We start from the raw sequence: 13,263 nt of genomic DNA, 5'->3' as shown, positions 1-13,263 counted from the left end.
CGCTGCCCGCCACCCGGTCATCCGGTAATGCCGTCTACCGGTCACACAGGGGACGGGACTTCGCCACTCAGCAAAGGGATAACCCGTTTCAAGGTTGCCTTCGGTGGTCCTACGAGTGGCGACGTGATTATCCGTCACGATGGCAACCGGCAACCCAGCTGCGGGAGGTCAGTCGGTACCGCTGTACCGCAACCAGGATGGCGCAGTGGTGTCGAGATCCGCGACCAGCCGCGAACGAGACGGTGCCCGAATTCGCGACCAGACGGTGCCCGAATTCGCGATCGAACCCAGACGGACTACATCACCCGCCAGTCGACCCAAATCATCGCCAACGGACACTCCGATTACCGGGCCGACAGCATCAACACACCCGACAACACCTTCCCTTACCCATTCCCGCATCCGGACAACCAGATGCTGCAGTACCTGATCCACAAGGCCCAGGAGATGGAACCCGAGGAAAGACAACCGCCCTATCTCTGGCTGGCTGTACACGCCTGGTACGAAGGCGCGCTACAGACACTGGCGGACCTACCCGACCTGCCACAATGACTCCCGATCCCGGGCATACACCCGGATCAGGTCACACTGTTTCACCGGCAGAACAACGGCAGAACCATCATCAACACCATTTCGGGACCAAACCGGGGGTAAACGGGGGGTTGGCCAAAATAAAGCAGGTCAGGCCCGGTACTAGACCGGGCCTGACCTGGGATTTTGAGTGGAACTAAGGGGACTCGAACCCCTGACCCCCACTCAGCAGTTCCAGTTATCTCATGATCACCGCTCCCCTGTCACGCCGCTGCTAGTTGCCGATGAACAGCATATTTCGGCGTTGCAGGAGGTTGGCGTAATGGTCGATTCCCCCTCCGGACACAACCAGTATATTTTCTCACGCTCCCTACCTGGGGTTATTCTTCCGAGTGGAGCAAAGCCTCAACACAAAGCAACGCAAAACTGCAGGTAGAGGCTTGTGGGGGTTCAGTTCGGGCTAAGCTGAGAGAACACTGAGAAACCGGGCGGTCCCGCGACTGGAGTCGTCGCCACGGCTTCCCCAACGGTGAGCAGTCAGCCATAGGCCGCTATCGGGTACGCCCCCGCGTTTCGCCTAGCAAAAGGTGGCCTCATGCAGAACATCGACCCGCGAGAGATCGCGCACTCGCCTACCACCCGACTGCCCCATGGCAGCGCAAGCTCGAGGAAAATCGAAGTCATCGTCCCGACCGACCCACCTGAGCTCACACCGGACACCGCACGCGCTTTGTTGTGGCTCATCCAGGAAGTCGCGGCAAGGACAACCCGAGAATGATCCAGCATCCGGCCGGACACTATGACGCCAGCAGTCTTTCAGCGCGCACCCGCTGGGTGTCACCGCACAGCGCCTCCCCCGAAGAGCCAATCGCCGACGAAACCGCCGCGCTACCACGGCCCCGAATAGCTCCGCCTATGACCGTGGGGACTCACACGCGAGCGTGATTGTCCACGACGGATCCGGCAACTGCCCACCCCGACGCCCCGTGCCCCGTGCCCCGTGCCCCGACCAGCACAAGTTTCCTCGCTCGGAGTCCGCGCTTCCTCCGACGCACCGTCACAGTACGAGCAGGGCCTCGTCGGGTTCGGCGTCCACTGTGGGCTCCTTCCATTGTTCAACTCCTTCGAGGGAATGCTCGTATACCGGCCGAGCTGGATGTGCGGGCAGGGTTCGACGTGTCACTCACCAACAGGCCTCCTTTCTCGTTCTCGAGTCGCAATGGTCGAGGGCGCGTTCCGCACCGCCCGAGGGGTCCGAGGTATGCACCGCGCGATCCCAGTGTCCGTCCGGGCGGGATCCGGTCGACACAGCGTGTTCGAAGGTCATTGCGCCGGTTGCTCCTGTATCCACCGGAAGCCGGTGCTACGCAAGGTGAACTGGTCCGGATCCAGGCGGTGCAGAGTCATACTCACCGAGTGTCCGCCGAGTTCGCCGTTCAGCGTAACTCGGTCCGGGGTGGGCTGGTCGAAGGTCAGCGCGGCCGCGGGGGTACCGCCCGCGGTATCGGCGGGAACTTCGATGCGGTGGGTGGCAGGGTCGATGGTGCCCGGCGCCGTAACGAGTGTGCCATCGGTCAGCTGATACGACAATTGGCCGATGTGTTCGAATACGACGGTGCGCCACTGGGTTTCGTCGGTGAGCAGCGGCGGCGCCGGCTCGCCGTCGCGGGTGAATTCCGATACCGACCATATGCCGTACAGGGGTGGCTTCGGCCGGTCCGGTCCGACCGCCTGCCAGATACCCCAGGTGAAGTACGTGATCGATACTGTCACCCAGACCGCGAGTGCGACCTGGCACCAGGTAGCGATTCGTCGTGCACGGAAAGTCCGGAAGGGGTAGGGCGCGGTGGACGGCCCGGTCGTGCGGTTCAGCACGAGGACCGCGGTGAGCCTGCGCGCCTCCGGGGCCAGCAGCACCAGGCCAATGAGCAGCAGGTGGCCGGACAGGATCTTCACTGGTACCCCGAAGGTCATGTTCAGGATGAACACCTGCGCCATGGAGACCACGGCCAGAATCGACCCCACCACCGCGGTTCGCGGGATGAACAGCAGGAGTCCCGCCGTCAATTCCGCTGCGCCGAGCAGAATCTGGTAGGTGGGTGAGGCACCGACCTGGTTCCAGAGCAGCGTGAAAGGGGTGAGGTCGCCGACCGGCGTGAGCAAGGTCGTGAGGGCGGGTTCGGGCATCTGCGCCGGAAGTACTTTGGCCAGACCGTAATGCACCAACTGGGCGGCCACGCACAGTCGCAGCACCAGCAGCAACCACCCGGCCGAACGCCGATATTCCACGCGTCGGCCGAATAGCGTCCACACCAGGGTTCCGACCAGTGCAATCACCAGCACACAGAACAGCTGGACCCAGTAAATACTCTGATCGCCGCTACCGTTCAGGTAAAGGGCCGCATCGATGCCGAAGAGGGTGTGCCCGACCCACGACAACGCCGGCTCCATCAAGCGGACCTGCCAGAACACCGCGTCGTCGGGTAACCATATGCCGAACAGTCCGGTGAACTCGAACAGCATGACCGGTGAGGCCACACAGAACAGCCCGAAATACAGGAAACTGAATCGGAACAGAATTCGGATGAACGGCTTCCATTCGCGCGGTTCGGGAGTAACCGATTCCTGCAACGCCGGCGCGGGCTTACGGGCGGATACGGAGATCGGGACGGTCCGGTCCGGGCTCATGCTCCCGCCGCCGTAACGACCCGGCTCTACTGCTGTCACGATCTTCCTTCCGTCAGTGGAAGCAGGATGGTCGCCAGCAACCGCGGCGTTCGTCCACCTCCTGGTTCATTTGCGAGTATGGGTTGCACCAACTCGGCGAAGTCCTGGGCGAAACGCTCGAATTCCGCATCGTCCAGGTGAAGCGCCACTTGCTGGTAGCCGACACCGTCCGCCACCAGGTCGATGGATTCCCTTGCGAGATAGCGGGTGAACTCCGCCAGCAGGCTGCTGACGAATGCCGTGAAGTATCGCGCGTGCTCTTCCGGAGTGGCCGAGGCCAAACCCTCCACTGTCGGTTTCACGCCACCTTCCGGCACCGAATACACCCGCTCGGTCGCGCCGCCGACCTTGTGCTCGGCGACCACCTCCAGCATTCCCGCCGCGGTGAGAGTAGAGATATGCCGGTAGAGCGTGGCCTGCGGCACATCCGGCAACAGTTCAGCCAGGTCGGAGGCTGTTCGGCGGCTGCCGGATACAGCGGTCAGGATCCGGATACGTACCGGATGCAGCGCAAGGTCTGCCCAACGTTCCGAAGATGCACCCATGCTGCTACATTATCATTATCATTATCGATAATGAGAATGAGCGACTGTCGCCGAACCGACCGCAACCCCGGTACGAAACGACAGTGCAACGAAAGAGAGAAACTCGGTGTCCATACCCAAGAGAAGTACCCGGCGGCTGTCGATCGCGGGGGCGATGATATCCGGCCTCACGGCTGTGGCGGTTTCGACGACCGTCGGCGCGGGGGCCGCTCCGGCGCTGCCACCCCGTGACGCGTTCTGCTCATCGGTTCCGGTCGACAGCCGTGTCGATTTCGAATGCACGAATACCGACGTGGGACCGGCCACCGCCGGAGCATTTGTGATGTGCAACGACCTCCGCCCGCTGGCCCAGGAGGTTCGGATTCGCCCCGAATCGACAATCCGGTTCAGCCAGGACTGCGGCCCCGGCGCACACCCGATCTCGTGGAACGTGAACGCCGAAACCGACTATCAGCGCGACCGTGAACGCGACGACAAGATCGACCGCGATCACATGTGACACCGACGTTCGGCCGGCGAGCACGGCATCACCGATGAGCGGGCTGTTTGCGCGAGAGTCCCGGCGGTCGAGCACGGCTTGCCCGCTTACCCCGTTCGAGATGCGTTCGGGTACTTGCCGATCGAATCGGGCGTTTCCCGCGCCACCTGGCGCGCCGGTTCCCCGCACCGGTCGGCCGCCTGCCGATGGCGTATCTCCTGTGGTGGCGACTGATCGTGACCGCCGGGCTGCTCCGCGACACCTCGGGCACGTCGGTCACCATCGCCGGCCGAGTCGGGTACGGCAGTCCGTACGCGCTATCGCGCGCCTTCGAGCGAACGTTCGGCACCACACCGCGGCGGTACCGGGCGCAGGCCGCGGAACGGGGTCCGGTCAAAGCCTCACTAGTTCGAATCGGTTGAGTGCGGGCGGCGCAGCCCGTCCAGCACGAGGGTGATGACATCGTCGGCCTCGGCCCGCCAACCGGGACGGTTACGGGCCGCACCGATGCCATGCAACGCCATCATCACGGCACCGGCGTCAACGTCGTCGCGGATGGCGCCGGCCCGCACGGCGGCGGCCACCAGGTCGGTAACGACCTGCTCCAGCGCCCGACTGCCCTCGGCGAGGGCGCCCGAGCGATCGGCCCATAGCGTGGCCAGTGTCCGGGCCAGACCCTCGTGGGCATCGATGTGGTCGACCATGCCGCGCAGGAAGGTCGCCAAAGCCTCCGACGCGGGCAGCGTGGCCTGTAGCCTGCGGGCGCGATCGCGCAGCGCGGCGACTTTCCCGTGGTAGACCGCCTCGGCCAGCGCCTCTCGGGTGGGGAAGTGGCGGTACAGCTTACCGGTGCCCACCCCGGCCAGGCGGGCGAAGTCGTCGAAGCGCAGGTCGAAGAAACCGCCGGCGTCGAAGATCTCCCGGGCGGTGGCGAGCAGGGCATCGGCATCCTGTGGACGCCCGGATCCTCCTCCACACCGATGCCGCTGATCCTGCTCGGTCCCCCACCCCTCGGGCTGCGCGCGGCGTACCCGCGGCTATTGGCCAGGGCCCGGCACACCGTTGCGGAGGGCTCGCGGTGGCCACCATCGAGCTCCCCTGGAGCGGCGGACGGCCCCGCGCGACCGCTGCCGACCGAGCCGTCGCCGACCTGCACCGAGCGCTCGCGGCCGGCGGGCCGGTCGACGACGAAATCGTCGACCGGCTCATCCTCCCGCTGGTCGACAAGGCGGTCCCGGAATGGCGGGCTACGCTGGATGCCCTCCTCGCCCTGCCCGAGATCGGCGGCCCGGTCGGCTACTCGGGCGGGTGATCTCCATCGGTACCCGGCTGGCGGTGGTCGAACCGCGCATCGCGGCCGCCGCCCTGTTCGCCGGTGGTTTCGTGCCCCGCGCCATACTCGACGAGGCCCGGCAGGTCACTATTCCGCTGCATGTCCTGCTGCAGTGGGACGACGAAGGAAACGACCGGCAGATGGCCCTGGACCTGTTCGACGCCTTCGGCTCCGAAGAGAAGACGCTGAACGCCAATATGGGCGGCCACACCGGCGTGCCGCAGCACGCCAGGGAGGAAGCGAACCGGTTCTTCACCAGGCACCTGAAGTGAGACCGCCCCGTTGCCGGCGTTCTCGATCGGGACCCCGTCGTCCAACCGCGGTTTCGGTCCGGTGCTCGTGCGGGTAGCCGGGATCGTGGCTCACTGTTACGGTTCGGCGGTGGCACGGGGGCAACCATGGGCGATGTGAGCAGAGGCGAGGACGGGGTACTCGCACCGCGTCTGCGGTTGGGCGGGGTGCTGGCCCGCGGGGCGGCGTACGGCATGGGGGCAGCAGTCTGCGTGATCGTCGCCGTGTTCATCATCGACGAACACGACGACCGTAGCGACTTGCTGGAAGCGACTACCTTTCTCGGGCTGCTGACCGGCACGGTCCTCCTGTTGACCGGGCTGTTCCTCTGGGCCTGCAGCTCCAGGGAGATCCTGCGCTGGCGTGACTTCTCCACAACGCGCGCCCCCAATGAGGTGGTCTCACTCGCCGCGCCGGCCCTGGTCCGCGTCGGCGTGTTCCTGCTGGCGCCCGTCCCGGTCGCATTCGGCCTGGGTGAACTCGTCGCATCGGCCGGCGAGGGCTCATGGCTGTGGGGCGCCTGACTCGAACCCGAAACCGGCGATTACCGGTTCGGGGCCGGCCGGTGTTCACAACCGGATCACGCACGGTCGCTATAGACGCTACCGGGATGTCGTGCAGGTCAGCCGGAACCCGGAGATCTTCTCCTCGGAAGACGGCACGACCCTGGGGTATATGCCACCCGATGCCGAATACAGCACCAAATTCTTCATCGCCCTGGACCCGCCCCGGCACACCCGTTACCGGAAATTGATCAGCTCGGCGTTCACTCCGCGCCAGATCCAGCGGGCGGAAGAGCAGGTCCGCGCCAACGCCACCCGGATCGTCGACGATTTCGTCGCCGATCTACAGACCGGCGAGACACTCGATTTCGTCGACGCGGTATCCCGGAAACTGCCCATGCAAACGATTTCGCAGATGATCGGCATCCCCGAGGCCGACCGCGAGGCGGTCGCGTACGCGACCGAAGCCCTGTTCGGCACCACCGACCTCGAGTACACCAGCCTCGAGGAGCGCGCCGAGTTCTTCTACACCCAGATCGGCATCCTCCACTCCGCCGGCAACGACACCACCAAACAGACCACCTCCCATGCCTTCAAAGCGCTCGTGGAGCATCCGAGCCAAATCGAGTGGCTGCGCGAGGATCTCGACGGACGCATGAGCACCGCGATCGAGGAATTTATCCGCTGGGGCAGCGTCGTGGTGCACTTCGCCCGCCGAGCGACCCGCGACACCGAGATTGCCGGAACCCCGATCGCGGCAGGTGAGAAGGTCGTGATGTTCTACAGTTCCGCCAACCGCGACGAGTCGGTGTTCGATAATCCGCACGCTTTCGACGTCACCCGCGACCCGAACCACCACGCTGGATTCGGTGGCGGCGGCCCCCACCACTGCCTCGGCGCCTGGCTGGCCCGCACGGAACTGAAGCATCTGTTCCGCGAGTTGATCGCCAAGGTTCCGCCGGTCGAACTCGGTGAACCTGAATACGGGCACAGCGCACTCATCCACGGCATCAAACGCATGACGGTCCGGCTGGCCACCTCTTGACCCCGGCCGGTTACCCGAGGCCTTCCGTGCAGGGGCTCCGGTAACCGGCTTCGGGCTAACCGGCACGTTTGCGAAGGCTGAACGCCGCGCTCGGTCCGGGGCGCTGCGGTGGGTCGGATTGTCGATTTCGGGCAATGCGTCGTGCATCGCTGCTGCGGTGCATAGCTCCTCTGATACACGCTCGATCGGTCCTCTGAGCAGTGGCGGATACCTGTGCCGGGTTTCGGCTGGGCGGTGGGGCAACTCGGGCACGGTCTCTCCAGTTCGGTGGTGTGTCCAGGCGATATACGTCGGACGCATAGTCGACCGGCCGCCGCATGGATCGCGCCGGCCCCGGTCGTCGGCAGGCGGGCTTGACCATGCCGCGACGGCATGGTGTTGATTGGAGCTGCACCGAGAGGATGTTCCCGAGGAGACGATGCATGGACACCGGCACTGCAACACCCGACGACACGGCTTCGGCCGCCACCGGGCCCGGCAGCGGCTGCCCGGTCGCGGAGTTCGGGCGACTCCGCGAGCAGGGGCCGGTCGTGGCCTTCCCGGGTTTCGGCGGCGACTCCGGCGTGCTGATCACCCGGCACGACAACGTTCGCGCCGTCCTGACCGATCCTCGACTGCGGGCCGACGCATCTACTGTGGACGGGGCGCAGAACGCCTTGTCCGACCTGTTGGGCAAGCTCGGCATCCCGCCGGAGCTGGACTGGATGAAGCGGAGCCTGCTGAGTCTGGACGGGACCGAGCACACCCGGCTGCGCAAGCTCGTCTCCCCGGCCTTAACCGTCCGGCGGGTGAACGCGCTGCGTCCGCGGGTCGAGACGCTGACCGAAGACCTGCTCGACGACATCGCCGCGGCGGGTGCGGGCGGGCACCCGGTCGACCTGGTGCAGGCCTTCGCCTACCCGCTGCCGATCGCGGTGATCTGCGAGCTGGTCGGAGTGCCCGAGCCCGACCGGGCGCGCTGGCGCGAGCTGGCCGAGCTGCTCACCTCCCCGGACCCGGACCGGATGCCACCGGTGATCCACGCCGTGGTCGAGCAGATCCGCGTCCTCGTCGAGGCCCGCCGCAACACCCCGGCCGACGACCTGATGACCGTTCTGGTCGAGGCCCACGACGACGGCGACCGGCTCACCGAGAACGAGATGATCACCATGGTGTTCGAACTCGTCACCGCCGGGTTCGAGACGACCGCCCACCTGATCTCGAAGTCCGTGCAGGTGCTGCTGACCCGGCCCGACCAGCTCACGGCACTGCGTTCTGAGCCAGGGCTGTGGCCGAGGGCCGTGCACGAACTGGTGCGCACCTGCGGCCCGATCCCGACTAGCCTGCCCCGCTACGCCGCGACCGATATCGAGTTCGGCGGAGTCACCGTGCCGGCCGGTTCGACGGTGACAGCCGCGATCCTGTCCGCGAACTTCGATCCGGAGTTCACCGAGAATCCCGACGAGCTCGACGTCCGGCGCGAGACCGGCCGCGGTGAGCGACATCTCGGGTTCGGGCAGGGAGCGCACTACTGCCTCGGAGCGGCACTCGCCCGGCAAGAAGCCGAGGTCGCCCTGCGTGGGCTGATCGGCCGATTCCCGGACCTGCGACTCACCCACCCCGTCGCCGGGCCGGCACCCCTGGGGTTCGCGCGCCTGCCGGAACTGCCCGTACTGGTGGCGTCCGAGTGAGTCGACCGAACGTGCTTTTCTGTCGCGGGACGGGTGCGGTGCCGGGGTGTTGAATGACGTCCATGCACCATAACCGGTCAGGGCAGTCGGCTGCGAACTGCCGGTCGACCAGGTCCGGGTGCGGATGGGCCAGCGGACGGTGACTGTGCACCCGAGGTCGCCGCCGGAACACGCCCTGCAATCCGGCGCAGAACGCGACCGGGCCACGGTGATCACCGCCGCGGCGGTCTCCGGCGGTGCGGGCGGGGGCAGCGGTACCGACGAGGAGGGCTAGGAAGGCTCCGGCGGTGGGTTCGGTGTCGGCGCCAAGCCCGTCGGTGCTTATGTGCTCGCCGACGGCCGGGTGCGCCGGCAACCGGCCGCGGACGTCAACCGGCTCATAGTGGTCGCCGGATTCGTGGCGGTAGCGGTGACCTTCGCCGGACTCCGCCTGGCAGGACTACGCGCACGCCACCGTACAGATGTGTGAGTACCCGCCAGGGCTGAGGCGGTGAGCGCGGCGGCCGTCGCGCAGGCGCCACCCCCTGGCGAGACCGGAAGGACCCAGCCGCACAGCGGCACTCGCGCCAACAGTTGAAGCTGCCGGTGCAGCCCCTGAGTAGCGCACTCCCCTACTCGTGCTCGCCTGCACCGTCACCGTGTGGGGGCCCCGCGCGGACGATGATCAGCGGAGTATCCACCGAATGCAGCAAGGCGTCACTGGTGGAGCCGAGAAGCAGCCTGCGGAAACCACCGCGTCCCCGACTACCGACGACGACGAGTTGCGCGTCGGCCGAGGCGTCGTGCAACGAACGTGCAGGCCGGTCCATGCGGACAATCCGCTGCACCGCGACATCGGGATACTGTTCGTGGTAGCCGGCCAAGGTCTCGGCGCGCGTCCTGTCGGCCGAGTTCCTGACGTCGTCCCAGTCGAGGATCGGGAAATCGAGTCCGCTGGTGTCGCTCCACGAGTGCATGGCGATCAGTCCGACGTTTCGCCGGGCCGCTTCGTCGAACGCCAGCGCCACCGCCGGCGCGCTGTTGTCACTGCCGTCCACTCCCACTAGCACCGGCCGCCCGGCCGCAGCCGAGTCCAGCGGTGCGTCGGCATGGATGACCGCGACCGGGCAGCATGCGTGGCGGGCGACAGCTGTGCTCACCGATCCGAGTAAGCCGCGCTGGAACGCGCCCAGGCCGCGACTGCCGACTACCACCATTCGCGCCGAACGTGATCGCTTGATGAGCGCCGTGGTGATGAGCAACGAGGTTACCTCGGTGCTGATGATCGGCTCCTTGCCCGGCGACGCGGTCCGGGCCACGTGCTCGGCCTCGTCGACGACTCGCTGGCCCTGGTCGTACAACCAGCGCAGGTCGCTCTCGGTCATCGTGTCCTCGGGACCGAATCCCGACGGGATGGCCCACGAGTTGATCAAATGCAGCCCACAGCCGTGCATTCTCGCCTCGATCGCCGCCCAGGCCACCGCTCGATACGAACTGGGTGAGCCATCTACCGCGGTAACAACATCTGGCACGGTGGGTTTCCCGTGCACCGGGTCGGTGAGTCGGTTCATACTCTGCCTTCCTCGTTGACGGCCCCGAGTACGCGATTCGCTCAGGGCGGGCATCGACGAGTCCGCCGGCGAGAAACGGCCTCCGATGGCGCGACGGTTGCAGTATGCTCCGGCGGGCTTCTTCGTATCCGGTCCGTCCTTGAACCGAGCATCCCTGAACTGGGCTGCGTGGATCAGGGAACAAGGTCCCCGAGTCCGTGGGCGCAAGACCCCGGGTGCATCGGCAGACCGGCGGAAGCCCGTCGCTGACCGGAGCGACCGTGCCGATGCGCGAACGGTATCGGCGGACGAGCCGAAACCCGGGCAGCGATCCACTGAACCGGCGGGTGTCAATTCTCGCCGGTGCCGAAGGAACCGATCGCAGCCTTCGATTTCGTCGTTGCTCCTCGGCGATCGGGGCGAGCGCCGGTTGCCCGGCGATCTGGACCATGACGTTCGGGTTCATGGCTTCGACGAGTACGTCGGTGTCGTTGGCTGGATCGCGGCAGACGCATGATGTTGCAGGACAGCAAGAGCCCGATCTGGCGGTCTATGCCGACGGCACAGTGAGCCGAGGGCGACGAGAACCACCAGCCACACCCCGACCCCCCAACTGCCGCCCGGCCATCGTCGCGCCGAGTCGCGCCGGCGGACCGCCGATCGCCGTCTCGGCGCCTGCCTTTTCGGGCATCGTTTCCGTCAGCTCCGTACCTCCACCTCTTCGAAAACCCCCACCCCCACTCTTTTCATATTCGAGTTCCCCAATATACCCCAGGGGGTATATTGGGCAAGTGGAGGGCACCCGCCCGCGCACCGGCCGGAACCCCGCGAAGGAGGACCGTGATGGCCGAGATCGACTTGTATGTAGACCCGGTATGCCCGTTCGCCTGGGTCACAGCCCGCTGGCTGCTCGACGCCGCACACGGCGAGCACACGGTGGCCGTGAAACAGATGAGTCTGGCGGTACTCAACGATGCTCAGACCATCGACGCCGGCCAGGAACCGATGATCATCTGTTCACGCCGGTTCGGGCGCATGTTCGCCGCCGCCGAACAGCGCCATGGTCCCGCGGGGTTCGTTCCGCTCTACCTGGCGTTGGGGCCTCGGCTGCATCCTCGAGGACCGGATCCCGACGACGATGCCGCCGCCGCGGCGGCGCTTGCTGAAGCCGGCCTGGATTCGGGCTTTCTCGCCGCCCTCGACGACGCCTCGTTCGACTCCCTGGTCGCCGAAGCCCACCGGGCCTCCCAGCAGGCTCTCGGCGCTCGCGGCGGCAGCCCCATCATTTCGATCGACGGGCAAGGATTCGGTGGGCCAGTGCTCACCGCGCCCCCGCCCCCTCACCGCGCCACCGCACTGCTGCGCGCGGTGATCGACGCCGCGAGCACACCCGAATTCGCCGCTCTGCAACGCCCCTACCACGGCCCGCCGGCATTCACCACCAGCGAGCGCGATAGCCGCTGAGGGTGCCGCGCCGCAGCGCCCTGTCCTCCCGACGTCCGCGAGCGCACACAAACCCTGGGCCAGGCCTGGCGAGGGCAGTCTCGGCCGGGCTACGTGGCCGGGGTTGCTCAGTGGTCGTGCCGGGGTGCAGGCGACCGAAGTCCCGGGTATGGGTGACGAATGACAACCGCGGCGGTTGTACCTACCGGCCTAGTCTCGAAGGATCGCCGCTTCGGAGCCCGAAGGACCGCCGTCATGGACAGTTCCGCACAGTCGCCCGAGTCGCCCCCATCGATCGTCGTCGGTGTCGACAGCTCCGAGCCGTCCGAGCTTGCCGCGCGTTGGGCCGGCCGAACCGCCTCCCAACGCGGCTGGCGGCTGCGCATCGTGCACGGATACAACCTGGCTGCCGCGCGCACCCTCACCGGCGTCTACTACCAGATGGAGCGGCCAGTGCTCGAGGCAGCGTATCGACGCGGAAACGACTGCGTGGAGCACGCCCGTTCTCTAGCGCTGCAGATTGCCCCTTCTCTGAAGGTGGAGACCGAACTGTCCGATGCGGAACCTGCGCGGCTACTGGTGGAAGAGTCCGCCTCCGCCGAACTGACCGTGATCGGCGCCTCCGGAGAAGGATCCACGCTGGCTCATCTCGGATCGACTCTGCTCGCGGTCACCAGCCACGGTCACGGGAAAGTCGTCGTGGTGCGCGGGCACGGGCCCGAATCGGGCATGGGCCGTGAGCGGCCCGTCGTCGTGGGCCTCGACGGAACGTCGGCCAGTCACGCTGCCGCGGCCGCCGCGTTCGCCGAAGCAGACCTGATGCGAGCCCCCCTAGTTGCCCTCCACGCCTGGCACGATCTGCGTTTCCACTGGTTCGCCGGCATGCCGGAGATCGTCGACGATCCCGACATCGCCGCTGCGGCGGAGGCACAACTGAGCGAGTGGCTCGCCGAGTGGACGGAGAAATACCCTGACGTCGAGGTTATCAACAAGATCTACCTGGCCGGCCCGGACCTGCACCTGATCGACTGGTCCAAGTCGGCGCAGCTCGTCGTGGTCGGTAGCCGTGGCCGCGGCGGGTTCCACGGTCTGCTCATGGGCTCCACCAGCAACATCATCGTGCAACGAGCCCACTGCCCGGTCCTGGTTGCCCACCAAACCTGACCGC

At 66.5% G+C, this 13,263-nt stretch carries 15 protein-coding genes and 1 pseudogene; 11 read left to right on the top strand and 5 right to left on the bottom strand.

All coding sequences use genetic code 11. The features are described from left to right. Positions 1-414: 414 nt before the first annotated feature. Positions 415-552 carry a hypothetical protein gene (locus NS6_RS35020; protein ID WP_157113014.1) on the top strand — a complete coding sequence of 46 codons (138 nt, stop codon included), beginning with the start codon at positions 415-417 and terminating at the stop codon, positions 550-552. Positions 553-1,588: 1,036 nt separating this feature from the next. Here NS6_RS35020 and NS6_RS36295 read toward each other — a convergent pair. The 3 genes from NS6_RS36295 to NS6_RS29505 all read right to left on the bottom strand — a co-directional run bounded on the left by NS6_RS36295 (position 1,589) and on the right by NS6_RS29505 (position 3,803). Next, positions 1,589-1,714, bottom strand: a complete 126-nt coding sequence (locus tag NS6_RS36295) for a hypothetical protein (RefSeq protein WP_281211493.1) — start codon at positions 1,712-1,714, stop codon at positions 1,589-1,591. A gap of 140 nt (positions 1,715-1,854) precedes the next feature. Then, positions 1,855-3,258, bottom strand: coding sequence for a DoxX family protein (locus NS6_RS29510; RefSeq protein ID WP_245669556.1), 1,404 nt, complete (start codon positions 3,256-3,258; stop codon positions 1,855-1,857). Then, the gene (locus tag NS6_RS29505) at positions 3,255-3,803 is read right to left on the bottom strand and encodes a helix-turn-helix domain-containing protein (RefSeq protein ID WP_068048707.1); all 549 of its coding nucleotides are present in this window, start codon (positions 3,801-3,803) and stop codon (positions 3,255-3,257) included. The genes NS6_RS29510 and NS6_RS29505 overlap by 4 nt, the downstream gene beginning before the upstream one ends. Before the next feature lie 106 nt (positions 3,804-3,909). Here NS6_RS29505 and NS6_RS29500 point away from each other — a divergent pair, with 106 nt between their 5' ends. Together NS6_RS29500 and NS6_RS36520 are read left to right on the top strand one after the other, a co-directional pair. Next, a complete protein-coding gene (locus NS6_RS29500) occupies positions 3,910-4,302 on the top strand; it encodes a hypothetical protein (protein ID WP_157113013.1) in 393 nt (130 codons plus the stop codon). A 47-nt stretch (positions 4,303-4,349) separates the two neighbouring features. Beyond that, on the top strand, positions 4,350-4,703 hold the full coding sequence (locus NS6_RS36520) for a helix-turn-helix domain-containing protein (protein ID WP_210746787.1): 354 nt from the start codon (positions 4,350-4,352) through the stop codon (positions 4,701-4,703). Here NS6_RS36520 and NS6_RS29490 read toward each other — a convergent pair. Further along, a complete protein-coding gene (locus tag NS6_RS29490; protein WP_245669555.1) occupies positions 4,686-5,138 on the bottom strand; it encodes a TetR/AcrR family transcriptional regulator in 453 nt (150 codons plus the stop codon). The genes NS6_RS36520 and NS6_RS29490 overlap by 18 nt on opposite strands. An 87-nt stretch (positions 5,139-5,225) precedes the next feature. Between NS6_RS29490 and NS6_RS29485 the strand changes: the two are divergent. The 6 genes and pseudogenes from NS6_RS29485 to NS6_RS36380 form a co-directional block, all read left to right on the top strand. Continuing rightward, a pseudogene (locus NS6_RS29485) lies at positions 5,226-5,886 on the top strand (alpha/beta hydrolase); the annotation flags it as partial. Positions 5,887-6,021: 135 nt separating this feature from the next. Then, positions 6,022-6,429 carry a DUF6336 family protein gene (locus NS6_RS36100; RefSeq protein ID WP_245669554.1) on the top strand — a complete coding sequence of 136 codons (408 nt, stop codon included), beginning with the start codon at positions 6,022-6,024 and terminating at the stop codon, positions 6,427-6,429. Positions 6,430-6,520: 91 nt separating this feature from the next. After that, positions 6,521-7,453: a cytochrome P450 gene (locus NS6_RS29475; RefSeq protein ID WP_068048695.1), complete on the top strand. Its 933-nt coding sequence runs from the start codon at positions 6,521-6,523 to the stop codon at positions 7,451-7,453. A 422-nt stretch (positions 7,454-7,875) separates the two neighbouring features. Beyond that, positions 7,876-9,123, top strand: coding sequence for a cytochrome P450 family protein (locus tag NS6_RS29470; RefSeq protein ID WP_084471519.1), 1,248 nt, complete (start codon positions 7,876-7,878; stop codon positions 9,121-9,123). Between the two features lie 139 nt (positions 9,124-9,262). Further along, positions 9,263-9,397 (top strand): hypothetical protein, encoded by a 135-nt coding sequence (locus NS6_RS36385; protein ID WP_307648661.1) that lies wholly within the window; start codon positions 9,263-9,265, stop codon positions 9,395-9,397. Between the two features lie 51 nt (positions 9,398-9,448). Beyond that, positions 9,449-9,592: a hypothetical protein gene (locus NS6_RS36380; RefSeq protein WP_157113011.1), complete on the top strand. Its 144-nt coding sequence runs from the start codon at positions 9,449-9,451 to the stop codon at positions 9,590-9,592. A gap of 142 nt (positions 9,593-9,734) precedes the next feature. On the opposite strand, the gene NS6_RS29465 is transcribed toward NS6_RS36380, so the two are convergent. Next, positions 9,735-10,673: a universal stress protein gene (locus tag NS6_RS29465; RefSeq protein WP_068048694.1), complete on the bottom strand. Its 939-nt coding sequence runs from the start codon at positions 10,671-10,673 to the stop codon at positions 9,735-9,737. A gap of 822 nt (positions 10,674-11,495) precedes the next feature. Here NS6_RS29465 and NS6_RS29460 point away from each other — a divergent pair. Together NS6_RS29460 and NS6_RS29455 are read left to right on the top strand one after the other, a co-directional pair. Next, complete coding sequence (locus NS6_RS29460; RefSeq protein WP_068048687.1) at positions 11,496-12,116, top strand: mycothiol-dependent nitroreductase Rv2466c family protein; 621 nt, start codon at positions 11,496-11,498, stop codon at positions 12,114-12,116. A gap of 234 nt (positions 12,117-12,350) precedes the next feature. Continuing rightward, positions 12,351-13,259, top strand: coding sequence for a universal stress protein (locus NS6_RS29455; protein ID WP_068048685.1), 909 nt, complete (start codon positions 12,351-12,353; stop codon positions 13,257-13,259). The last annotated feature ends 4 nt before the right edge of the window (positions 13,260-13,263 follow it).

It is taken from the genome of Nocardia speluncae NBRC 108251, assembly GCF_001613245.1.
In the GTDB taxonomy this organism is placed as follows: Bacteria; Actinomycetota; Actinomycetes; order Mycobacteriales; family Mycobacteriaceae; genus Nocardia; species Nocardia speluncae.
Note: the sequence above shows the minus strand (reverse complement) of the source record. Positions and strands in the feature narration are given on the sequence as shown.

What these genes read in the sequence shown, in the direction of transcription:
- NS6_RS35020 (WP_157113014.1), top strand. Translation starts at nt 415, where the DNA reads ATGCTGCAGTACCTGATCCACAAGGCCCAGGAGATGGAACCCGAGGAA.
- NS6_RS29505 (WP_068048707.1), bottom strand. Translation starts at nt 3,803, where the DNA reads ATGGGTGCATCTTCGGAACGTTGGGCAGACCTTGCGCTGCATCCGGTA.
- NS6_RS29470 (WP_084471519.1), top strand. Translation starts at nt 7,876, where the DNA reads ATGGACACCGGCACTGCAACACCCGACGACACGGCTTCGGCCGCCACC.
- NS6_RS29465 (WP_068048694.1), bottom strand. Translation starts at nt 10,673, where the DNA reads ATGAACCGACTCACCGACCCGGTGCACGGGAAACCCACCGTGCCAGAT.
- NS6_RS29460 (WP_068048687.1), top strand. Translation starts at nt 11,496, where the DNA reads ATGGCCGAGATCGACTTGTATGTAGACCCGGTATGCCCGTTCGCCTGG.
- NS6_RS29455 (WP_068048685.1), top strand. Translation starts at nt 12,351, where the DNA reads ATGGACAGTTCCGCACAGTCGCCCGAGTCGCCCCCATCGATCGTCGTC.